Here is a 19,899-nt window from a genome sequence, read left to right as displayed (position 1 = left end):
TCGCATACGATCACACTAAATGCTAAAAAATGCCGCATTATCATCCCGGGCTTTAGCAGCTATCATAGGGGGTGATTTTTTCTGTCGGAGTGTTCATGGAACTAAGACAAGAGGCGTTCCACCTGTTACGTCAGCTTTTTCAACAGCATACTGCACGGTGGCAACATGCATTGCCGGAGCTGACCAAGCCGCAGTATGCGGTGATGCGCTCCATTGCCGAGCATCCGGGCATTGAACAGGTGGCATTGACCGAGGTCGCGGTCAGCACCAAAGCGACCCTGGCGGAAATGCTCAGCCGCATGGAGGCGCGCGGGCTGGTCAAACGCGAGCACGACCCTGCAGATAAGCGCCGTCGCTTTGTCTTCCTCACGCCAGAAGGTGAGGCCCTGCTTGCAGACTGTAAGCCGGTAGGCAATGAGGTTGATGAGGCCTTTTTAGGCCGTCTTAACAAGGTCGAGCGGGAGCAGTTCTCGGCTCTCATCAAAAAGATGATGCACGATTAATTCACGCTGGTGCGCATAAAATCGATAAAGGTGCGCACTTTCGCTGGCACATGCCGGGCATCAGGATAGACCGCATAGATGCCTTGCCGCGCAAAGGTATACTCCGGTAAAACCGTCACCAGCGTTCCCGCACTAAGCGCATCGCGTACCAGCCATTCCGGCAGTAACGCCACCCCACCTCCTGCGAGCGCAAAAGCCATAAGGGCCTGAGCGCTGTCGGCAAACAGGCGCGGCGCTTTTTTTATCTCGAGCGTTTCAGGCGCGCCGCTGGCATTTTTCACCTGCCAGCGCAGCGGTGAGGCCAGGCGCTCATGAATAATCCAGTCGGCCTGCGCCAGCTGCGCAATCGATTCGATAGGGTTTCTCGCAAGCCACTCGGGCGTCGCGACGGGGAGAATAGAAAAGTGAGAAATCAGTGCGGCGTGGTTGCGCGAATCGGCAAGCGTCCCCAGCCGGATGGCCACGTCAAAGCGCTCCGAGATAAGGTCAGCATGCAGTGACGACGAAACGTGTCGGACGCGAAGATCGGGGTGCTGCTGGCTAAACCTGGCCAGCAGCGGCACCACGACCCGGGAGCCATATTCAGGCGTGGTCGTGATCCGCAGTTCACCGGTAAGTCCCGCATGATTCGCGCGGACATCATCCTGCAGCCGTTCGGCTTCCTTCAGAAGCGCCACGCTGCGCTGATGAAAAAGCGCGCCCGCCTCGGTTAGCGTCAAGCGGCGGGTGGAGCGCAGCAGCAGCGTAACGCCCAGCTCATCTTCAAGCTGGCGGATATTGAAGCTAACCACCGCTTTTGTCAGCCCCATCGCCTCTGCGGCCGCCGTAAAACTGCCGGTGTCGGCCACTGCGATAAACATCTGCGTTCGCTGTAGGTTAATCATCATTACGCCTTATATTGTCAAAATAATTTTGACAGTATATCGCGCTTTGTCAGGTTTATCCGTGATTCCCGAGCCGATACGATACGCCACCTCACCGGAGGATCCACCATGACGTATCGCAGCAAAGTTGCCGTTGTCTATCTGCTGGGCTTTTTTCTTGATTTGATCAACATGTTCATTGCCAGCGTCGCCTTTCCGGCAATGGCTCACGCCTTTACTGCCACGCCATCAGCGCTTGCCTGGGTCAGTAACGGGTATATTGCCGGTCTGACGCTGGCGATCCCGTTCAGCAGCGTGCTCACTCGCCGCATCGGGCCAAAGCGCGTCATCCTGCTTTCGCTTTTTCTGTTCAGCGCAGCCTCAGCTGCAGCGGGCCTGTCTGCAACGCTGGAAACTCTGATTGCCTGGCGAGTGCTTCAGGGCATGGGAGGGGGCTTACTGATCCCCGTCGGACAGGCGCTGACCTGGCAACAGTTCAGGCCTCACGAGCGGGCCCGACTCTCCTCGGTAGTGATGCTGGTTGCGTTGCTTGCCCCGGCCTGCTCCCCGGCTATCGGCGGCGTGCTGGTGCAGACGCTGGGCTGGCGATGGATCTTTTTCGCCACGCTCCCGGTGGCTATCGTGACCTTTGTTCTGGCCTGTCTGTGGCTTAAACATGAAAAACCCACAATGAACGCGGCCAGATTGCTAAACCTGCCCTTGCTCGCGGACCCGCTTTTGCGTTTTTCCATGCTTGTCTATTTTTGCGTCCCCGGCATATTTATTGGGGTGAACGTCACGGGCATGTTTTATCTTCAGCACGAGGTGAACATGAGCCCAGCCGCAACGGGAATACTCATGCTGCCGTGGTCTGTAGCATCGTTTATCGCCATCACGACGACGGGACGTTATTTTAACCGTATCGGCCCCCGACCGCTGATAGTCATCGGCTGCCTTTTGCAGGCGGCGGGTATTCTGCTTTTGATTGACGTCAGCTCGTCAATGCTGTTGCCTGCCGTCGCGTTTACCCTGATGGGCGCGGGAGGAAGCCTGTGCAGCAGTACAGCTCAGAGCAGCGCGTTTCTGGCAACGCGCCGGGACGAGATGCCGGATGCCAGCGCGCTGTGGAATCTCAATCGTCAGCTGAGTTTTTTTGCCGGTGCCCTGCTGCTTGCGCAGGTGCTGAACCTGGCGCAGGCGTGGCTGACACCACTCGCCGCCTGGCACGGGATGTTTATTTTTGCTGCAGGCATGACCTTGCTGCCTGTACCGTACGTTTTTCGTCTTAACAATACGCAGGTGCTAAATCAGCTGCGACAGGAGAATTCATGACGCCTTTCGAACACGACATTATCGACCTCCACATTGCGCTTGAAGACTGGTTAGGCAAAGGTGAAGGCGATCCCGACGCCCTGCTCGCTCGTTTCCGTCGCGATTTTCTGATGATCCCGCCGGGTGGTGTACAGATCGACTATAACGGCCTGGCCAGTTTTCTGGAAAAACAGCGCGGAAGCCGTCCCGGACTGAAAATCGTCATTGACGAATTAACCACGATCCAGAGCGGCGATCGGGGTGCAGTGCTTCACTACCGGGAGACGCAAACCCGGCCAGACCTGCCCGTCAACGTGCGCTGGTCGACCGCGGTGCTCAGTCAGGAAGGCGACAAAATAACGTGGCGTCTGCTGCACGAAACGGCGGCACAGCCGTGACACAAAAGAAAAAGGCCCGTCTCACGACGGGCCTTTTTTGACGAAAGGTTGCTTATTCGCGGAACAGCGCTTCGATATTCAGACCTTGCCCCTGCAGGATTTCACGCAGGCGGCGCAGACCTTCAACCTGAATCTGACGAACACGTTCACGGGTCAGGCCAATTTCGCGGCCGACGTCTTCCAGTGTCGCAGCTTCATACCCCAGTAAACCGAAACGACGTGCCAGCACTTCACGCTGTTTGGCGTTCAGTTCAAACAGCCATTTGACGATGCTCTGTTTCATGTCATCGTCCTGCGTGGTGTCTTCCGGACCGTTATCTTTTTCATCGGCCAGGATGTCCAGCAGCGCTTTTTCGGAGTCGCCACCCAGCGGGGTGTCAACAGAGGTAATGCGCTCGTTGAGACGCAGCATGCGGCTTACGTCATCAACCGGTTTATCGAGTTGCTCGGCAATTTCTTCTGCGCTTGGCTCGTGGTCCAGTTTATGGGACAACTCGCGCGCGGTGCGCAGATAAACGTTCAACTCTTTGACGATGTGTATCGGCAGTCGGATCGTACGGGTCTGGTTCATAATAGCCCGTTCGATGGTCTGACGAATCCACCAGGTCGCGTAGGTTGAGAAACGGAACCCGCGTTCCGGGTCAAATTTCTCAACTGCGCGGATGAGACCTAAGTTGCCCTCTTCAATCAGATCCAGCAGAGCCAGACCACGATTGCCGTAACGGCGGGCAATTTTCACGACCAGTCGCAGGTTACTTTCAATCATGCGACGACGCGAGGCAACATCACCACGCAAAGCACGACGTGCGAAATAGACTTCTTCTTCGGCCGTTAACAGTGGGGAGTAACCAATCTCCCCAAGGTAAAGCTGAGTCGCGTCCAGTACACGCTGTGTGGCACCCTGCGATAACAGCTCTTCTTCAGCCAAATCGTTATCACTGGGTTCCTCTTCTACTAAGGCTTTTTCGTCAAAAGCCTCTACTCCGTTCTCATCAAATTCCGCGTCTTCATTTAAATCATGAACTTTCAGCGTATTCTGACTCATAAGGTGGCTCCTACCCGTGATCCCTGAACGAGACACCCTGGCTGGCATGCCCCGTCAAATTATCGCTGCGGCAAGTACTGCAGCGGGTTTACGGATTTCCCCTTGTAACGAATTTCAAAATGCAAGCGTGTAGAACTGGTTCCGGTGCTACCCATGGTAGCGATTTTTTGCCCCGCCTTAACTTCTTGTTGTTCCCGGACCAGCATTGTGTCGTTATGGGCGTAGGCACTCAGGTAATCATCGTTATGTTTGATGATAATAAGATTACCGTAACCGCGCAGAGCGTTACCGGCATACACAACGCGCCCATCTGCGGTCGCGATGATAGCCTGTCCTTTACTCCCTGCGATATCGATCCCTTTATTTCCCCCTTCGGAGGAAGAGAAGTTTTCGATAACCTTGCCGTCAGTTGGCCAGCGCCATGCAGAGATTGGCGAACTGGAGGTCATACTGCTGGCAGTCGGTTCAGTAGAGCTAACCACAGGTGCCGTTACCGGTGCTGTGACAACAGTCGCAGTCCCTTTATTATTCGGCAACATTTTGTTAGCAGTCTGATCACCTGAATCCTCAGAATACGTAATTACAGGTTGTGAAGCAACCACCGTGGTGGATTTTTGTGCAGGCTTAACGCTGTTATTTTGAGCTGTTACATCGGCCGCTGAAACGGTGTTGCCAGGCGTAAGCGGCGTCCCCGTCGCGTTGCCCACCTGGAGCGTTTGCCCGACTTCCAGACCATATGGGGCCTGGACGTTATTGCGCTGCGCGAGGTCACGGAAATCGTTCCCGGTGATCCACGCAATGTAGAACAGGGTATCGCCGCGTTTCACGGTATAGGTGCTGCCACCGGTGTAGCTGCCTTTCGGAATGTTCCCATACTGGCGGTTATAGACTATGCGGCCATTTTGGGTCTGAACAGGTTGTTCAACTGGCTGAACCTGCACTGGCTGTGTAACAGGATGTTGCACAGGCTGAATTTGTGGTGTTTGCTGCGGTGCAGCCGTCCCCATTTTAGGTGGCGGCGTGATTAACATTCCGCTGGACGTGTTACCGGAGCCGCTGTTTCCTCCGACGGAACTCACGGGCGCAGGCGCGTTGTTTGAACTTGTACAGCCTGCCAGCCAGAGCGAAACCAGTGATAATGCCGCAACACGGCTGATGGTGAATTTAGGGCTTCCCGCGCTCATTTATCCCCCAGGAATGTGTTAACTACCAGTGACTTAAAATTTACCGTGATGGCACGAATCTTTCGCGCCACACCATACGCTGAATTTGCCTTAATAACCCTGGATAATTCCGAGTCTCAGGCCAACTCCCCCTTCACCAGAGGCACAAAGCGCACGGCTTCCACGGTGTCGATAATAAACTCGCCGCCGCGCCGACGAACGCGCTTCAACAGCTGCTGCTCGTCCCCGACAGGCAGAACCAGAATGCCCCCCTCATCCAGCTGCGACAACAGAGCTGCAGGAATTTCAGGCGGGGCAGCCGTCACGATGATCGCGTCAAACGGGGCGCGCGCCTTCCAACCCTGCCATCCATCACCGTGTCGTGTCGAAACATTATGTAAATCAAGTTGTTTCAGGCGACGCCGCGCCTGCCACTGTAAACCTTTGATCCGCTCAACGGAGCATACGTGATGAACCAGATGCGCCAGGATCGCGGTCTGATACCCCGACCCGGTGCCAATCTCCAGCACGCGGGAGTCGGGCGTCAGCTCCAGCAGCTCCGTCATGCGAGCCACCATGTAAGGCTGCGAAATCGTCTGGCCCTGTCCGATGGGCAGCGCCACGTTTTCCCACGCTTTGTGTTCAAACGCCTCGTCTACAAATTTTTCACGCGGAACCAGGGCGAGCGCTTCGAGCACGTGCTCGTCGCTGATCCCCTGCGCGCGGAGTTGTTCCAGAAGAGTTTGTACACGTTTGTTTACCATTGCGCGTTCACTCCTGCGCGATCCAGCCAGCCCGACACCACATCATGCGCGCTATACGCGGTTAAATCTACGTGCAGCGGAGTAACCGAAACATAGCCTTCATCCACGGCGGCAAAGTCGGTATCCGGACCCGCATCGCACTTGTCGCCGGGAGGGCCAATCCAGTAAAGCGTGTTACCGCGAGGATCCTGCTGCGGGATCACCTGATCGGCAGGATGTCGGCTCCCGCAACGGGTGACGCGGATGCCTTTAATTTCATCAAGAGGAAGATCCGGCACGTTGATATTAAGAATGCGCCCGGTACGCAGCGGCTCGCGACCGAGCGCCCGCAGGATCGAACAGGTTACCACGGCAGCGGTGTCGTAGTGCGTGTGGCCATTTAACGAGACCGCCAGCGCCGGAAACCCCAGATGGCGCCCTTCCATTGCGGCCGCCACGGTGCCGGAGTAAATCACGTCATCGCCGAGGTTAGGCCCGGCGTTGATGCCAGAGACGACGATATCCGGACGCGGCCGCATCAGCGCGTTCACGCCCAGAAAAACGCAGTCGGTTGGCGTGCCCATCTGCACGGCAATATCGCCATTATCAAAGGTAAAGGTGCGAAGCGACGACTCCAGCGTCAGAGAGTTAGACGCTCCACTGCGGTTACGATCGGGCGCCACGACCTGCACGTCCGCAAATTCGCGGAGGTGTTTCGCCAGGGTCTGAATGCCTGGCGCGTGGATACCGTCATCGTTACTCAGCAATATTCGCATAATCACCCGAGGTGTTGATAAGTTCCCTGACAACACTGGTGGCAAAGCTACCTGCCGGCAGCCAGAAGCGTAACTCGACGGTCACGTCATCCCACCAGTTCCAGCTTAACTGCTGCGGATAAAGCAGCATCGCGCGGCGTGCCGCTTCAACTTTTTCCCGCACCAGCAAGGATTGCAATTCTGGCGCGTCCGCTACGGCTGACTGCTCGGCGGCCAGCGCGTCGCCCTGTGTTCCCCAGTCGCCCGTACCGGGCAACGCGGCGGTAATCATCAGCGCTTTTGCGTCCACGCGCGACTGCACATCAGCCATCTCTTCGGCCGTTGCCACAAACCAGCTTCCGCGTCCCGCTAATTGTAGCGCATCGCCAACAACAACTTGATTCGCGTCCGGTTTTTTCAGCCTTTCGCTCACAATCTGATTAAACAACGCGCTGCGGGCCGCCGACAACCAAAAACTGCGTTTATTCCTGTCACGTACCGGCGCATCGCTTTGCGCCCAGCGCAGCGCGCCCTGCAGGTTGCTGCCGCCGATGCCAAAGCGCTGCGCGCCAAAGTAGTTCGGTACGCCGCGGTCGCTGATGGCGTTCAGACGTTTTTCAACGTCTTCGCGGTGGGACACTTCGCGCAGCACCAACGTAAACGCGTTGCCTTTCAACGCCCCCAGACGTAGTTTGCGCTTGTGGCGGGCATATTCCAGTACCTTACAACCCTCAAGCTCAAATTTGCTTAAATCAGGCATCGCATTGCCGGGAACGCGCGCGCAGAGCCACTGTTCGGTGACGGCGTGTTTATCTTTCTGCCCGGCAAAGCTCACTTCGCGGGCATGAATTTTGAGAAATTTTGCCAGCGCGTCGGCCACAAAGCGGGTATTGCAGCCATTTTTCAGAATACGCACCAGGATATGTTCGCCTTCGCCATCCGGCTCAAAGCCCAGATCCTCGACCACGAGGAAATCTTCCGGGCTGGCTTTCAGCACCCCGTTCCCCTGCGGTTTACCGTGCAGGTATGTCAGGTTGTCGAAGTCTGTCATTTGCTTGCCTTCATCAGCAGCGCCACGGCTTCACAGGCAATACCTTCGCCACGCCCGGTGAAGCCCAGCTTCTCGGTCGTCGTCGCTTTGACGTTCACGTCGTCCATATGGCAGCCCAGATCTTCTGCAATAAACACGCGCATCTGCGGAATGTGCGGCAGCATTTTTGGGGCCTGAGCGATAATCGTCACGTCGACGTTGCCAAGGGTGTAGCCTTTCGCCTGGATGCGGCGCCACGCTTCGCGCAGCAGTTCACGGCTGTCCGCCCCTTTAAACGCCGGATCGGTGTCCGGGAACAGCTTGCCGATATCACCCAGTGCGGCCGCGCCCAGCAGCGCGTCGGTCAGCGCATGCAGCGCCACGTCGCCATCAGAATGCGCCAGCAGCCCTTTTTCATAAGGAATGCGCACGCCGCCAATGATAATTGGGCCTTCGCCGCCAAAGGCGTGTACATCAAAACCGTGTCCAATTCGCATTATGCCTTCTCCTGATGGGTCGAACGGGTAAGATAAAATTCCGCGAGCTGTAAATCTTCCGGACGCGTCACTTTAATATTATCAGCACGTCCTTCAACAAGCTCAGGATGGAAACCGCAGTACTCCAGCGCAGAGGCTTCGTCCGTGATGGTCGCACCTTCGTTAAGCGCGCGCGTTAAGCAGTCGTGGAGTAATTCGCGGGGGAAAAATTGCGGCGTCAGCGCGTGCCATAGATCGACGCGTTCGACGGTGTGGGCGATAGCCCGTTTGCCCGGCTCGGCGCGCTTCATGGTGTCGCGCACGGGGGCAGCCAGAATGCCGCCCACTTTGCTGGTTTCGCTCAGCGACAGCAGGCGCGCAAGGTCGTCCTGGTGCAGGCACGGACGCGCCGCGTCATGGACCAGTACCCACGGGGCGTTTCCGGCAGCCTGAATGCCTGCCAGCACGGAATCGGCGCGCTCTGCACCGCCATCGACAACGGTAATCTGTGGATGATTTGCCAGCGGGAGCTGCGCGAAGCGCGCATCGCCCGGGCTGATAGCGATGATCACCCGCGTCACCCGCGGGTGCGCCAGCAGCGCCGCCACGGCGTGCTCCAGGATCGTTTTATCGCCAATAGAGAGGTACTGCTTGGGACATTCTGTCTGCATGCGCCGGCCAAAACCTGCGGCCGGCACCACGGCGCATACGTCCGAAAAAGTTACTGCCATGTCGTAATCCTGGGCCTGATTATCGATTATTTTGTGCTGAGCCCTGATTGCGTTTAGACGCATCCGGAACCAGACGATAAAAGGTTTCGCCCGGCTTAGTCATACTGAGTTCATTGCGTGCGCGTTCCTCAATCGCCTCTTGCCCGCCATTGAGGTCATCAATTTCAGCAAAGAGTTGATCGTTTCGCGCCTTAAGTTTGGCGTTTGTTGCCTGCTGAGCCGCGACGTCATCGCTCACCCGGCTATAGTCGTGCAGTCCGTTCTTACCGAACCACAGCGAATATTGCAGCCAGATTAGCAAAGCCAGCAACAGCAGCGTTAGTTTACCCATCCTGCCCCCTGAAAAACGGCATCATCATCCCAAGACTTCCCCAGAGCACTACGCCGGGGTAACAGAGATGCCGCAACATCGCGGGCAAATGTACCACATTTTTTCCGCAGAATCGTCCTGCACAATATCGTTACACAGTTGGTTACGGTTTGAATTATGGCTGAAGTTAGCCCATGAGCCACAAAAATAACAGACCAAACATCAGAACCACCGTCACAATCGTGACCACGGTGCTGTAGAGGAGCTTACCGTTGAGCAGCGAGTGCAGCGCAATGCCGACGACAACCGCCACGGGCATTAGCGCCAGAAAGAAAGGCCAGGTGTAGAGAAAGAAGAACAGCGTGTTACCGCCGTAGATGAGAAACGGGATACCCAGCGCCAGCAGCCATGAGACGAAGCCAATGATGGCCCCAGGAAATGACCAGGTCGTTTCGTCGTCGGTCGCAAGCGGCTCCGACCCGGTGGTGGTGATGTAATGTTCACTGTTGCGCATAGCTAGTCCTGTGACCGTGACTCATCGTTCGGGAAGACAGCTCCCGAACGATACCGTCTCAGGATCTGATAATATCGTCCCGTCTGAGCAGGTCTAATAATTGGCTTACTAAATTTGTTACCAATTGTTGACCTTCCAGGTGAATTTCAGGCGATTCAGGCGCTTCGTATACCGCGTCAATTCCGGTGAAGTTGCGCAATTCTCCGGCACGCGCTTTTTTGTATAGCCCTTTCGGGTCGCGCGCTTCGCAAATCTCCAGCGGCGTATCGACAAACACCTCGATAAAGCGATCCTGACCGACGCGTTCGCGCACCATCTGGCGCTCGGCGCGGTGCGGAGAGATAAACGCGGTCAGCACCACCAGCCCGGCGTCGGCCATCAGGCTGGCCACTTCGCCCACCCGGCGGATGTTCTCTTTGCGGTCGTCGTCGCTGAACCCTAAATCGCTACACAGGCCATGGCGCACGTTGTCGCCATCCAGCAGGTACGTGCTTACGCCATGCTGATGCAATGCCTCTTCCAGCGCGCCCGCCACCGTCGATTTACCCGAGCCGGACAGCCCGGTAAACCACAGCACAACCCCACGGTGACCGTGGAGCTGTTCGCGCTGGGCAACGGTGACCGGATGAGGATGCCAGACGACGTTCTCATCATGGGCAGCCATTACTTGCCTCCCAGCAGATCGCGCGCGCCCCAGTGCGGGAAGTGTTTACGCACCAGCGCGTTCAGCTCCAGCTCGAAGGCGCTGAATTCTGAAGCCGCGGACGCCTGTTCGTTTGGCTCACGGACCATCCCCGCGCCGACGGTGACGTTCGTCAGGCGGTCAATAAAGATAAGCCCGCCCGTCACCGGATTTTGCTGATACGGATCCAAAACCAGCGGTTCGTCGAAGGTCAGATCGACCAGACCAATGCCGTTCAGCGGCAGCTCAGTGACGTCACGCTGGGTCAGGTTGTTGATATCCACCTGGAACTGAATGCCGTCCACGCGGGCGCGGGTTTTCTTGCCGGCAATTTTGATGTCATAGCTCTGGCCAGCGGTCAGCGGCTGTTCGGCCATCCACACCACATCAACGGACGCGCCCTGTACCGCCGCCAGCGTTTCCTGCGCGTCTACCAGAAGATCGCCCCGGCTGATATCAATCTCGTCTTTCAGCACCAGCGTAACCGCTTCACCGGCGCCTGCGTCCTGCAGGTCACCGTCGAAGGTGACGATGCGTGCGATGGTCGATTCCACGCCGGATGGCAGCACCTTGACGCGCTGACCGACCTTTACGGAGCCTGACGCAAGGGTGCCGGAGAAACCGCGGAAATCGAGGTTAGGACGGTTCACGTATTGCACCGGGAAGCGCATCGGCTGAGTGTCGACCACGCGCTGAATTTCAACCGTTTCCAGCACTTCCAGCAGCGTCGGGCCGCTGTACCACGGCATGTTCGCGCTTTGGGACGCGACGTTATCCCCTTCCAGCGCCGAGAGCGGCACAAAGCGGATATCCAGGTTGCCCGGCAGCTGTTCAGCAAAGGTCAGATAGCTCTGGCGGATCTCCTCGAATTTTTCTTCGCTGAAGTTCACCAGATCCATCTTGTTGACCGCCACCACCAGGTGTTTGATCCCCAGCAGCGTCGAGATAAAGCTGTGGCGACGGGTCTGATCCAGCACGCCTTTACGCGCGTCCATCAGCAGGATCGCCAGGTCGCAGGTCGACGCGCCGGTCGCCATATTGCGGGTGTACTGTTCGTGCCCCGGGGTGTCGGCGATAATAAATTTGCGCTTCTCGGTAGAGAAGTAGCGGTAGGCCACGTCAATCGTGATGCCCTGCTCGCGCTCCGCCTGCAGGCCATCCACCAGCAGCGCCAGGTCGAGTTTTTCACCCTGGGTGCCGTGACGTTTACTGTCGTTATGCAGGGAAGAGAGCTGATCTTCGTAAATCTGGCGCGTATCGTGCAGCAGGCGGCCAATCAGGGTACTTTTCCCGTCATCCACGCTGCCGCAGGTCAGAAAACGCAGCAGGCTTTTGTGTTGTTGCGCGTGCAGATACGCTTCCACGCCGCCTTCGTTGGCAATTTGTTGAGCAATAGTGGTATTCATGGCGGCTCCTTAGAAATAACCCTGACGTTTCTTCAGCTCCATGGAGCCTGCCTGGTCGCGGTCAATCACGCGCCCCTGTCGCTCGCTGGTGGTCGACACCAGCATCTCTTCGATGATCTCCGGCAGCGTCTGGGCGTTGGATTCCACCGCGCCGGTCAGCGGCCAGCAGCCGAGGGTGCGGAAACGCACCATCTGTTTTTTGATCACTTCACCCGGCTGCAGGTCGATGCGATCGTCGTCGATCATCATCAGCATGCCGTCACGCTCCAGCACAGGGCGCTCGGCGGCCAGGTACAGCGGAACGATTTCGATGTTTTCCAGATAGATGTACTGCCAGATATCCAGCTCGGTCCAGTTGGAGAGCGGGAAGACGCGGATGCTTTCGCCCTTGTTGATCTGACCGTTGTAGTTGTGCCACAGCTCCGGGCGCTGGTTTTTTGGGTCCCAGCGGTGGAAGCGGTCGCGGAAGGAGTAGATACGCTCTTTGGCGCGGGATTTCTCTTCGTCACGGCGCGCGCCGCCGAAGGCCGCGTCAAAACCGTATTTATTCAGCGCCTGCTTTAGCCCTTCGGTCTTCATGATATCGGTGTGTTTGGCGCTGCCGTGCACGAACGGGTTAATGCCCATCGCCACCCCTTCCGGGTTTTTATGCACCAACAGCTCGCAACCGTAGGCTTTCGCGGTTCGGTCGCGGAATTCGTACATCTCGCGGAACTTCCAGCCGGTGTCCACGTGCAGCAGCGGGAACGGCAGCGTGCCCGGATAAAACGCTTTACGCGCCAGATGCAGCATGACGCTGGAATCTTTACCGATGGAGTACATCATCACCGGGTTAGAAAACTCGGCGGCCACTTCGCGGATGATATGGATACTCTCCGCTTCAAGCTGCCGCAGGTGTGTAAGACGTTTTTGGTCCATAACCGTTCCTTAAGCCAAATTTACAACAGAAGAACCAAAGCCTTCTGTATCGGTTGTGTGTTGGAACCAGGCGAGCGTGCTGTGCAGCTGCACCACTTCACCCACCACTATCAGGGCGGGCATAGGGGCGTCTTTCGCCAGGGTTGCAAGATGTTCCAGCGTGCCCGTCGCAACGTGCTGATCGACGCGCGTGCCGCGAGAAATGACGGCAACGGGCGTCGTCGCCTCGCGACCGTGCTGAATAAGCTGTTCGCTGATGTCCGCCGCCTTCATCGTGCCCATGTATATCGCCAGCGTCTGGCGGCTCTGGGCGAGATGCGACCAGTCAAACGGCGTACTGTCGGCCTTGTAGTGGCCGGTCACAAAGGTGACGCTCTGGGCGTAATCGCGATGGGTCAGCGGAATACCGGCGTAGGCCGTCACCGCAGAGGCCGCTGTGATGCCGGGCACCACCTGGAACGGCACGCCCGCTTCGGCTGCCGCCTGCAGCTCTTCGCCGCCGCGTCCGAAAATGAACGGGTCGCCCCCCTTCAGGCGCACCACGGTTTTGCCCGCTTTGGCAGCGTCAACCAGCATCTGGTTGGTGTCGTGCTGCGGCACCGAGTGCTCGCCTGCCCGTTTGCCCACGCAGATTTGCTCCGCGTCGCGACGGATCAGCTCGCGCACGCCGTCGGTGACCAGATGGTCGTAGAACACGACGTCCGCGTCCTGCAGCACCTGCAGGCCGCGCAGCGTCAGGAGCCCGGCATCGCCAGGCCCCGCGCCTACCAGGATGATCTCCCCGCCCGTGCTGCCGGGGTTATCCAGTTCATCCTCGAGGATTTTCTGCGCAGCCGTTTCATTGCCGGCATGCATCAGGCTGGCGAAGCGGCCGCGAAACACGCGTTCCCAGAAGCGACGGCGTTCAGTCACGCTGGTCAGGCGGGTTTTCAGGTGGTTACGCCAGTAGCTGGCTTTCTCCGCCATGCGCCCGAGGCTGGTCGGCAGCAGCGCTTCGATTTTTTCACGCAGCACGCGCGCCAGCACCGGTGCGGTACCGCCAGAGGAGATCGCCACCAGCAGCGGCGAACGGTCAACGATCGACGGAAAGATAAACGAGCACAACGGCTGGTCGTCCACCACGTTCACAAGGCGATAACGGGCCTGCGCGGCGTCGGAGATCCGCCGGTTCAGTTCACGATCTTCGGTCGCCGCAATAACCAGCACCACGCTGTCGATTTGTGACTCGTGAAAATCTGCCTCTGCAACGACCTGCACCTGGGCCCCTGCGCGCTGCAGAAACGCGATTTTGCGATCGGCGATTTCACCCGTGCCAACAACCAGCACCGGTTTCTCTTTAATCGCAGCAAATAAGGGCAGATAGTCCACAGGCAACAACTCACTAACAACGAGGAATAGAGGGACTATAGGGGGCGGCTTAGACCGAATGAAATTACGAATTGGAATGAGTAGTTACTCAATGGAATAACGCCGTGAAAATGCTAATACCAAAAAGTGCTTAACGCGCGAAATTTCGGGCATTTAAGAGCAATTCAAATTGTGTATGGACGATCACAGTTTCATACTAGGCGGGTTATTATTTTGCTCTGTTTTTAAGGACTCACTATGTTTTCCGCAACGCGCCACCGTATTGCTGCCCTGGCGCTCGGCGTTTGCTTTATTCTTCCTGCTCAGGCAAAAAACCAACCTTATGGTGAAATCGCCAATATGCAGGCGCGGCATATTGCCACCGTTTTCCCTGGCCGCATGACCGGTTCGCCTGCGGAAATGCTCTCCGCGGACTATCTTCGCCAGCAGTTTGCTGAGATGGGTTACCAGAGCGACATCCGGTCGTTTCACAGCCGCTACGTCTATACCTCGCGAAATAAAACGAAAAACTGGCATAACGTGACCGGCAGTACGGTAATTGCGGCCCACGAAGGCAGCGCAAAAGAGCAAATTATTATTATGGCGCACCTTGATACCTACGCTCCGATGAGCGATGCCGACACGGATAACAACCTCGGCGGGCTGACGCTGCAGGGCATGGACGACAACGCTGCAGGCCTGGGCGTGATGCTCGAACTGGCCGAGCGGATGAAAGATATTCCCACCCAATATGGCATTCGTTTTGTTGCCACCAGCGGTGAAGAAGAGGGCAAACTCGGCGCTGAGAATCTCCTTAAACGCATGAGCGCCGAGGAGAAGAAAAATACGCTGCTGGTGATCAACCTCGACAACCTGATCGTCGGCGACAAGCTCTATTTCAACAGCGGGCAGAGTACACCGGGTACCGTGCGAAAACTGACGCGCGACCGTGCGCTGGCGATTGCCCGCAGCCATGGCGTTTATGCCACCAGCAATCCCGGCGGTAACCCGGATTATCCGCGAGGAACAGGCTGCTGCAACGACGGGGAAGTGTTCGATAAGGCGGGCATTCCTGTGCTGTATGTGGAAGCGACAAACTGGGCGCTGGGCAAAAAAGATGGCTACCAGCAGCGGGCTAAATCGAAAGCCTTCCCGGACGGGACAAGCTGGCACAACGTGATGCTGGATAATCAGCAGCACATCGATCGCGCGCTGCCGCAGCGGATTGAACACCGCAGCCGTGATATAGTGAAGGTGATGTTGCCGCTGGTGAAGGAGCTGGCGAAAGCGGGGAAAGCCTGAGGTTTTTAAGTATAGCGGGGCCTGATGCCCTCACCCCAACCCTCTCCCACAGGGAGAGGGTGGATAAAGGATCACCCTTCGTGCAGCCCGCACTCGCGCTTCAGCCCGAAGAATCGCGTCTCTTCTTCCGCCATTCCCGGTTCCCACTTACGCGTGGTGTGGGTATCCCCCACTGACAGATAGCCCTGATCCCACAGCGGATGGTACTTCAGCCCGTGTTTTTGCAGATACTGGTACACCGTCCGGTTATCCCAGTCGATAATCGGCAGCACTTTAAACACGCCGCGCTGCACCGCCAGCACCGGTAAGGTTGCCCGGCTGCCGGACTGCTCGCGGCGCAGGCCCGCAAACCACGTCTGAGCATTAAGCTCTTTCAGCGCCCGGTTCATCGGCTCGACCTTGTTGATCTCATTGTATTTCTCAATGCCCTCAACGCCCTGTTCCCACAGCTTACCGTAGCGCGCCTCCTGCCAGGCCGCGCTTTCCGTCGCGCGGTAGACCTTAAGGTTCAGCTTGAGCTTGTCCGTCAGCTCGTCAATAAACTGGTAGGTTTCCGGGAACAGGTAGCCGGTATCGGTGAGGATCACCGGAATGTCCGGACGGATCTGATTCACCAGATGCAGGCTGACCGCCGCCTGAATACCAAAGCTCGACGAGAGCACATATTCTCCCGGCAGGTTTTCCAGCGCCCACGCCACGCGCCCTTCGGCGTCCAGCTTTTCAAGGTGAGCATTGGTTTCTGCCAGCGCCAGAATACGTTCGACTTTTGGCAGGTCATTAAGGGCGTTTAGATCGAGTTCGGACATAGTTACCTCTCGTGGTTACTCCCAGAAATCCCTTGCGGGATCGAGCACCGGGCGAATGATGCCCGCACGCACCGTAAAGTCGCCGAAGCCTTCACCCGCTTCGCGCTCTTTCGCCCAGCGCCCGACAAGCTCGTCGATGGAATCAAGAATTTCCGGCTCGGTGATGTTCTCGCGGAACATGCGCGGAATGCGCGTGCCGATACGGTTACCGCCCAGATGCAGGTTATAGCGCCCCGGCGCTTTCCCCACCAGACCAAGCTCGGCCAGCATCGCGCGACCACAGCCGTTCGGACAACCGGTGACGCGCATAACAATATGCTCGTCCGGAATGCCGTGTTTTTCCAGAATCGCTTCCACTTTGTCGGTAAACGACGGCAGGAAACGTTCCGCTTCGGCCATCGCCAGCGGGCAGGTCGGGAACGATACGCAGGCCATCGAGTTTTCACGCTGCGGCTTAACCGCATCCATTAACCCGTGTTCGCGCGCCAGCTTCTCGATCTTCGCCTTCTGGCTTTCCGGCACGCCGGCAATAATCAGGTTCTGGTTAGCGGTAATGCGGAACTCACCTTTGTGGATCTTCGCAATTTCCAGCAGACCGGTTTTCAGCGGACGTCCCGGATAATCCAGAATACGGCCGTTTTCAATAAACAGCGTCAGGTGCCATTTATTGTCGATGCCTTTTACCCAGCCAATGCGATCGCCGCGACCGGTGAATTCGTAAGGGCGGATCGGCTCAAATTTGATGCCCGCACGACGCTCCACTTCCGCTTTGAACGTCTCCACGCCCACGCGCTCCAGGGTGTATTTGGTTTTCGCGTTTTTACGATCGGTACGGTTACCCCAGTCGCGCTGGGTCGTCACCACCGCTTCCGCCACGGCCAGCGTATGCTCGAGCGGCAGGAAGCCGAACTCGCTCGCGGTACGGGCGTAGGTTTTCTTGTTACCATGTTCGATGGACAGGCCGCCGCCCACCAGCAGGTTAAAGCCCACCAGCTTGCCGTTTTCGGCTATCGCCACGAAGTTCATGTCGTTGGCGTGCAGGTCGATATCGTTCTGCGGCGGGATCACTACCGTGGTTTTAAACTTGCGCGGCAGGTAGGTCTGGCCAAGGATCGGTTCTTCGTCGGTGGTCGCGACTTTTTCCTGATCGAGCCAAATCTCGGCATAGGCGCGCGTACGCGGCAGCAGGTGCTCAGAGATCTTCTTCGCCCACTCGTAGGCTTCGGCGTGCAGCTCGGACTCATACGGGTTCGAGGTGCAGAGCACGTTACGGTTCATGTCGTTGGCGGTCGCCAGCGCGTCCAGCCCGACCGAGTGCAGCATCTGGTGCACCGGCTTAACGTTCTTCTTCAGAATGCCGTGGAACTGGAAGGTCTGACGGTTGGTTAGACGAATGCTGCCGTAGATCGTGTTTTCACCGGCAAACTTGTCGATCGCCTGCCACTGCTTGGTGGTGATCACCCCGCCCGGCAGACGGCAGCGCAGCAGCATCGCGTGACGCGGCTCCAGCTTCTGCTCGGCACGCTCGGCGCGGATGTCGCGGTCGTCCTGCTGGTACATGCCGTGGAAGCGGATCAGCAGGAAGTTGTCGCCTTTAAAACCGCCGGTGAGACCGTCATTCAGATCTTCAGCAATGGTGCCGCGCAGATAGTTGCTTTCCAGCTTCATGCGCTCGGCGTCTGTCAGTTTACCTTCGACCACCAGTGGCCCTGGATGTTTTTCGCTCATTAGTAGACATCTCGCTGATAACGGCGCTCAACGCGCAGCTCACTTAAAAATTCATCCGCCGTTTCGGCATCCATACCGCCGAATTCGGCAATCACTTCCAGCAGTGCCTGCTCAACGTCTTTCGCCATGCGATTGGCGTCGCCGCAGACATAAATGTGGGCACCGTCATTGATCCAGCGCCACAGCTCTGCGCCCTGTTCGCGCAGTTTGTCTTGTACGTATACTTTTTCTTTCTGGTCGCGGGACCAGGCCAGATCGATGCGGGTCAGTACGCCTTCTTTCACATAGCGCTGCCACTCAACCTGGTAGAGGAAATCTTCGGTAAAGTGCGGATTGCCGAAGAACAGCCAGTTCTTACCAGACGCGCCGTCTGCCGCGCGCTGCTGCATGAAGGCGCGGAACGGCGCAATGCCGGTGCCCGGGCCAATCATGATGACCGGTGTTTCCGGGTTTGCCGGCAGGCGGAAGTTATCGTTGTGCTCGATAAAGACGCGCACTTCGCCCTCTTCTTCCACGCGATCGGCCAGGAAGCTCGACGCCCCACCCGCGCGCGCGCGGCCTTCGATGTCGTAGCGCACCACGCCGACGGTAACATGCACTTCACTCTCCACTTCGGCCTGCGAAGAGGCGATGGAGTACAGGCGCGGGGTTAGCGGACGCAGCAGGCCGATCAGCGCATCGGCATGCAGCTGAGCCGGAGAGAAACGCACCATATCGACAATCGGCGTCGTCGCGGCGTAATGCTGCAGCTGCGCCTTGTCGCCCACCAGCGGCAGCAGAGATTCGCTGCGCGTTAAGGTGGCATAATTTTCGACGATATTCGGGGTGTTCACCGTCAGTTCGAAATGCCACTGCAGCGCCTCGGATAACGGCAGCGATTTGCCGTCGACGGTGACAGGCTCGTCGCCTTTCAGCCACAGCAGCTCAACCAGCTCTTTCACCAGCGCCGGATCGTTCTGATACCAGACGCCCAGCGCATCGCCAGGCTGATAGCGCAGCCCCGAGTCGCCTAAATCGATTTCGATATGACGCACGTCTTTTTCTGAGTCGCGGCCGGTAATTTTCTGGTTCACCGACAGGCTCGCCGTCAGCGGCGCCTCTTTGGTGTACGGGCTGGTGTGGATGTCGTTAACAGCACCCGTCGCGGTGAACGCGGCCTGCGTCGAGGTCTCTTTCGGCACGCGCGCTTTTAGCACTTCAACGATGCGGGCACGCCATTCAGCGGCGGCGGTCTGGTATTCGACATCCGCATCAACGCGGTCCAGCAGACGCTCCGCGCCCAGCTCCGCCAGCTTGCTGTCGAAGTCTTTGCCGGACTGGCAGAAGAATTCATAGGAGGTATCGCCCAGGCCAAAGACGGCAAACGCCGTCCCATCCAGCTTCGGCGCTTTTTTCGAGAACAGGAACTTATGCAGCGCCACCGCTTCTTCAGCTGGTTCACCTTCACCCTGCGTAGAGGCGACCACCACCAGCAGTTTTTCCGACGCGATTTGCTTGAATTTATAATCCCCGGCGTTGACCAGGTTCACGTTCAGTTTAGCGGCCAGCAGGTCGTCGCGCAGCGCTTCGGCCACGCGGCGGGCGTTGCCCGTCTGCGAGGCGGAAATCAGGGTAATGGCCGGAATCTCAACGGCCGTAGCCGGTGCACCCGCCACAGCGCCAGGCTGCTGATTGAGCATTCCCCAGAAATAACCGGAGACCCAGGCAAGCTGAGTGGGAGAAAAATCAGAGGTGGCAGCCTGAAGGCGCGCCAGTTGCTCCGGGTTCAGGGGAAGCAAATTTGAAGGTGGGGCCTGTGTTGTCATGCGTCGTTATGTTCCAGTAGCCAAGCGGACTTTAAGCGAATAAATCCAAACTGAAGATAAGGT

At 57.6% G+C, this 19,899-nt stretch carries 21 protein-coding genes; 4 read left to right on the top strand and 17 right to left on the bottom strand.

What is annotated here, in order from left to right; translation table 11 throughout:
* Positions 1-95 precede the first annotated feature (95 nt).
* Complete coding sequence (locus USH94_RS03840; protein ID WP_111965464.1) at positions 96-503, top strand: MarR family winged helix-turn-helix transcriptional regulator; 408 nt, start codon at positions 96-98, stop codon at positions 501-503.
* Here USH94_RS03840 and USH94_RS03835 read toward each other — a convergent pair.
* Positions 500-1,387 carry a LysR family transcriptional regulator gene (locus USH94_RS03835; protein ID WP_111965463.1) on the bottom strand — a complete coding sequence of 296 codons (888 nt, stop codon included), beginning with the start codon at positions 1,385-1,387 and terminating at the stop codon, positions 500-502. The genes USH94_RS03840 and USH94_RS03835 overlap by 4 nt on opposite strands.
* A 108-nt stretch (positions 1,388-1,495) precedes the next feature.
* Between USH94_RS03835 and USH94_RS03830 the strand changes: the two genes are divergently transcribed.
* The gene (locus USH94_RS03830; protein ID WP_111965462.1) at positions 1,496-2,698 is read left to right on the top strand and encodes an MFS transporter; all 1,203 of its coding nucleotides are present in this window, start codon (positions 1,496-1,498) and stop codon (positions 2,696-2,698) included.
* Positions 2,695-3,075 carry a DUF4440 domain-containing protein gene (locus USH94_RS03825; protein ID WP_111965461.1) on the top strand — a complete coding sequence of 127 codons (381 nt, stop codon included), beginning with the start codon at positions 2,695-2,697 and terminating at the stop codon, positions 3,073-3,075. Before USH94_RS03830 ends, USH94_RS03825 begins: the two co-directional genes overlap by 4 nt.
* A gap of 52 nt (positions 3,076-3,127) precedes the next feature.
* Here USH94_RS03825 and rpoS read toward each other — a convergent pair whose 3' ends face one another.
* The 13 genes from rpoS to cysG all read right to left on the bottom strand — a co-directional run bounded on the left by rpoS (position 3,128) and on the right by cysG (position 14,207).
* Positions 3,128-4,120, bottom strand: coding sequence for an RNA polymerase sigma factor RpoS (gene rpoS / locus USH94_RS03820; protein ID WP_008499600.1), 993 nt, complete (start codon positions 4,118-4,120; stop codon positions 3,128-3,130).
* Between the two features lie 59 nt (positions 4,121-4,179).
* Positions 4,180-5,304, bottom strand: a complete 1,125-nt coding sequence (nlpD, locus tag USH94_RS03815) for a murein hydrolase activator NlpD (RefSeq protein ID WP_111965460.1) — start codon at positions 5,302-5,304, stop codon at positions 4,180-4,182.
* Positions 5,305-5,420: 116 nt separating this feature from the next.
* Complete coding sequence (locus USH94_RS03810; protein WP_111965459.1) at positions 5,421-6,047, bottom strand: protein-L-isoaspartate(D-aspartate) O-methyltransferase; 627 nt, start codon at positions 6,045-6,047, stop codon at positions 5,421-5,423.
* Positions 6,041-6,802 carry a 5'/3'-nucleotidase SurE gene (surE, locus tag USH94_RS03805; RefSeq protein WP_111965458.1) on the bottom strand — a complete coding sequence of 254 codons (762 nt, stop codon included), beginning with the start codon at positions 6,800-6,802 and terminating at the stop codon, positions 6,041-6,043. Before surE ends, USH94_RS03810 begins: the two co-directional genes overlap by 7 nt.
* On the bottom strand, positions 6,783-7,832 hold the full coding sequence (gene truD, locus USH94_RS03800; RefSeq protein ID WP_111965457.1) for a tRNA pseudouridine(13) synthase TruD: 1,050 nt from the start codon (positions 7,830-7,832) through the stop codon (positions 6,783-6,785). Before truD ends, surE begins: the two co-directional genes overlap by 20 nt.
* The gene (gene ispF, locus USH94_RS03795; RefSeq protein ID WP_111965456.1) at positions 7,829-8,308 is read right to left on the bottom strand and encodes a 2-C-methyl-D-erythritol 2,4-cyclodiphosphate synthase; all 480 of its coding nucleotides are present in this window, start codon (positions 8,306-8,308) and stop codon (positions 7,829-7,831) included. Before ispF ends, truD begins: the two co-directional genes overlap by 4 nt.
* Positions 8,308-9,018: a 2-C-methyl-D-erythritol 4-phosphate cytidylyltransferase gene (ispD, locus tag USH94_RS03790; RefSeq protein ID WP_111965455.1), complete on the bottom strand. Its 711-nt coding sequence runs from the start codon at positions 9,016-9,018 to the stop codon at positions 8,308-8,310. Before ispD ends, ispF begins: the two co-directional genes overlap by 1 nt.
* 19 nt (positions 9,019-9,037) lie before the next feature.
* Positions 9,038-9,349: a cell division protein FtsB gene (gene ftsB, locus USH94_RS03785; RefSeq protein WP_008499609.1), complete on the bottom strand. Its 312-nt coding sequence runs from the start codon at positions 9,347-9,349 to the stop codon at positions 9,038-9,040.
* A gap of 166 nt (positions 9,350-9,515) precedes the next feature.
* Positions 9,516-9,842, bottom strand: a complete 327-nt coding sequence (locus USH94_RS03780) for a DUF3561 family protein (protein ID WP_008499610.1) — start codon at positions 9,840-9,842, stop codon at positions 9,516-9,518.
* A gap of 58 nt (positions 9,843-9,900) precedes the next feature.
* Complete coding sequence (gene cysC / locus USH94_RS03775) at positions 9,901-10,506, bottom strand: adenylyl-sulfate kinase (protein ID WP_111965454.1); 606 nt, start codon at positions 10,504-10,506, stop codon at positions 9,901-9,903.
* Positions 10,506-11,930, bottom strand: a complete 1,425-nt coding sequence (gene cysN, locus USH94_RS03770; RefSeq protein ID WP_111965453.1) for a sulfate adenylyltransferase subunit CysN — start codon at positions 11,928-11,930, stop codon at positions 10,506-10,508. Before cysN ends, cysC begins: the two co-directional genes overlap by 1 nt.
* A gap of 9 nt (positions 11,931-11,939) precedes the next feature.
* Complete coding sequence (gene cysD, locus USH94_RS03765) at positions 11,940-12,848, bottom strand: sulfate adenylyltransferase subunit CysD (RefSeq protein ID WP_008499613.1); 909 nt, start codon at positions 12,846-12,848, stop codon at positions 11,940-11,942.
* A 9-nt stretch (positions 12,849-12,857) separates the two neighbouring features.
* Complete coding sequence (gene cysG / locus USH94_RS03760; protein ID WP_181574044.1) at positions 12,858-14,207, bottom strand: siroheme synthase CysG; 1,350 nt, start codon at positions 14,205-14,207, stop codon at positions 12,858-12,860.
* Between the two features lie 246 nt (positions 14,208-14,453).
* Here cysG and USH94_RS03755 point away from each other — a divergent pair, with 246 nt between their 5' ends.
* Positions 14,454-15,497, top strand: coding sequence for an aminopeptidase (locus USH94_RS03755; protein ID WP_111965451.1), 1,044 nt, complete (start codon positions 14,454-14,456; stop codon positions 15,495-15,497).
* Positions 15,498-15,568: 71 nt separating this feature from the next.
* Here USH94_RS03755 and cysH read toward each other — a convergent pair whose 3' ends face one another.
* The 3 genes from cysH to cysJ are packed head-to-tail and all read right to left on the bottom strand — an operon-like array spanning position 15,569 to position 19,836.
* Positions 15,569-16,303, bottom strand: coding sequence for a phosphoadenosine phosphosulfate reductase (gene cysH / locus USH94_RS03750; RefSeq protein ID WP_111965450.1), 735 nt, complete (start codon positions 16,301-16,303; stop codon positions 15,569-15,571).
* Between the two features lie 15 nt (positions 16,304-16,318).
* Positions 16,319-18,031, bottom strand: coding sequence for an assimilatory sulfite reductase (NADPH) hemoprotein subunit (gene cysI / locus USH94_RS03745; protein ID WP_008499617.1), 1,713 nt, complete (start codon positions 18,029-18,031; stop codon positions 16,319-16,321).
* Positions 18,031-19,836: an NADPH-dependent assimilatory sulfite reductase flavoprotein subunit gene (cysJ, locus tag USH94_RS03740; RefSeq protein ID WP_111965449.1), complete on the bottom strand. Its 1,806-nt coding sequence runs from the start codon at positions 19,834-19,836 to the stop codon at positions 18,031-18,033. The genes cysI and cysJ overlap by 1 nt, the downstream gene beginning before the upstream one ends.
* Positions 19,837-19,899: the final 63 nt, after the last annotated feature.

This window comes from Enterobacter sp. 148H3 (assembly GCF_034107425.1).
GTDB lineage: Bacteria > Pseudomonadota > Gammaproteobacteria > Enterobacterales > Enterobacteriaceae > Enterobacter > Enterobacter vonholyi.
Note: the sequence above shows the minus strand (reverse complement) of the source record. Positions and strands in the feature narration are given on the sequence as shown.

Excerpts from the sequence above, each read along its gene's own strand:
- nlpD (WP_111965460.1), bottom strand. The coding sequence starts at position 5,304 with ATGAGCGCGGGAAGCCCTAAATTCACCATCAGCCGTGTTGCGGCATTA.
- USH94_RS03780 (WP_008499610.1), bottom strand. The coding sequence starts at position 9,842 with ATGCGCAACAGTGAACATTACATCACCACCACCGGGTCGGAGCCGCTT.
- USH94_RS03825 (WP_111965461.1), top strand. The coding sequence starts at position 2,695 with ATGACGCCTTTCGAACACGACATTATCGACCTCCACATTGCGCTTGAA.
- ispF (WP_111965456.1), bottom strand. The coding sequence starts at position 8,308 with ATGCGAATTGGACACGGTTTTGATGTACACGCCTTTGGCGGCGAAGGC.
- USH94_RS03830 (WP_111965462.1), top strand. The coding sequence starts at position 1,496 with ATGACGTATCGCAGCAAAGTTGCCGTTGTCTATCTGCTGGGCTTTTTT.
- cysH (WP_111965450.1), bottom strand. The coding sequence starts at position 16,303 with ATGTCCGAACTCGATCTAAACGCCCTTAATGACCTGCCAAAAGTCGAA.
- USH94_RS03810 (WP_111965459.1), bottom strand. The coding sequence starts at position 6,047 with ATGGTAAACAAACGTGTACAAACTCTTCTGGAACAACTCCGCGCGCAG.
- cysI (WP_008499617.1), bottom strand. The coding sequence starts at position 18,031 with ATGAGCGAAAAACATCCAGGGCCACTGGTGGTCGAAGGTAAACTGACA.
- surE (WP_111965458.1), bottom strand. The coding sequence starts at position 6,802 with ATGCGAATATTGCTGAGTAACGATGACGGTATCCACGCGCCAGGCATT.
- cysC (WP_111965454.1), bottom strand. The coding sequence starts at position 10,506 with ATGGCTGCCCATGATGAGAACGTCGTCTGGCATCCTCATCCGGTCACC.
- USH94_RS03755 (WP_111965451.1), top strand. The coding sequence starts at position 14,454 with ATGTTTTCCGCAACGCGCCACCGTATTGCTGCCCTGGCGCTCGGCGTT.
- rpoS (WP_008499600.1), bottom strand. The coding sequence starts at position 4,120 with ATGAGTCAGAATACGCTGAAAGTTCATGATTTAAATGAAGACGCGGAA.
- cysD (WP_008499613.1), bottom strand. The coding sequence starts at position 12,848 with ATGGACCAAAAACGTCTTACACACCTGCGGCAGCTTGAAGCGGAGAGT.
- USH94_RS03835 (WP_111965463.1), bottom strand. The coding sequence starts at position 1,387 with ATGATTAACCTACAGCGAACGCAGATGTTTATCGCAGTGGCCGACACC.
- ftsB (WP_008499609.1), bottom strand. The coding sequence starts at position 9,349 with ATGGGTAAACTAACGCTGCTGTTGCTGGCTTTGCTAATCTGGCTGCAA.
- truD (WP_111965457.1), bottom strand. The coding sequence starts at position 7,832 with ATGACAGACTTCGACAACCTGACATACCTGCACGGTAAACCGCAGGGG.
- cysJ (WP_111965449.1), bottom strand. The coding sequence starts at position 19,836 with ATGACAACACAGGCCCCACCTTCAAATTTGCTTCCCCTGAACCCGGAG.
- ispD (WP_111965455.1), bottom strand. The coding sequence starts at position 9,018 with ATGGCAGTAACTTTTTCGGACGTATGCGCCGTGGTGCCGGCCGCAGGT.
- cysN (WP_111965453.1), bottom strand. The coding sequence starts at position 11,930 with ATGAATACCACTATTGCTCAACAAATTGCCAACGAAGGCGGCGTGGAA.
- USH94_RS03840 (WP_111965464.1), top strand. The coding sequence starts at position 96 with ATGGAACTAAGACAAGAGGCGTTCCACCTGTTACGTCAGCTTTTTCAA.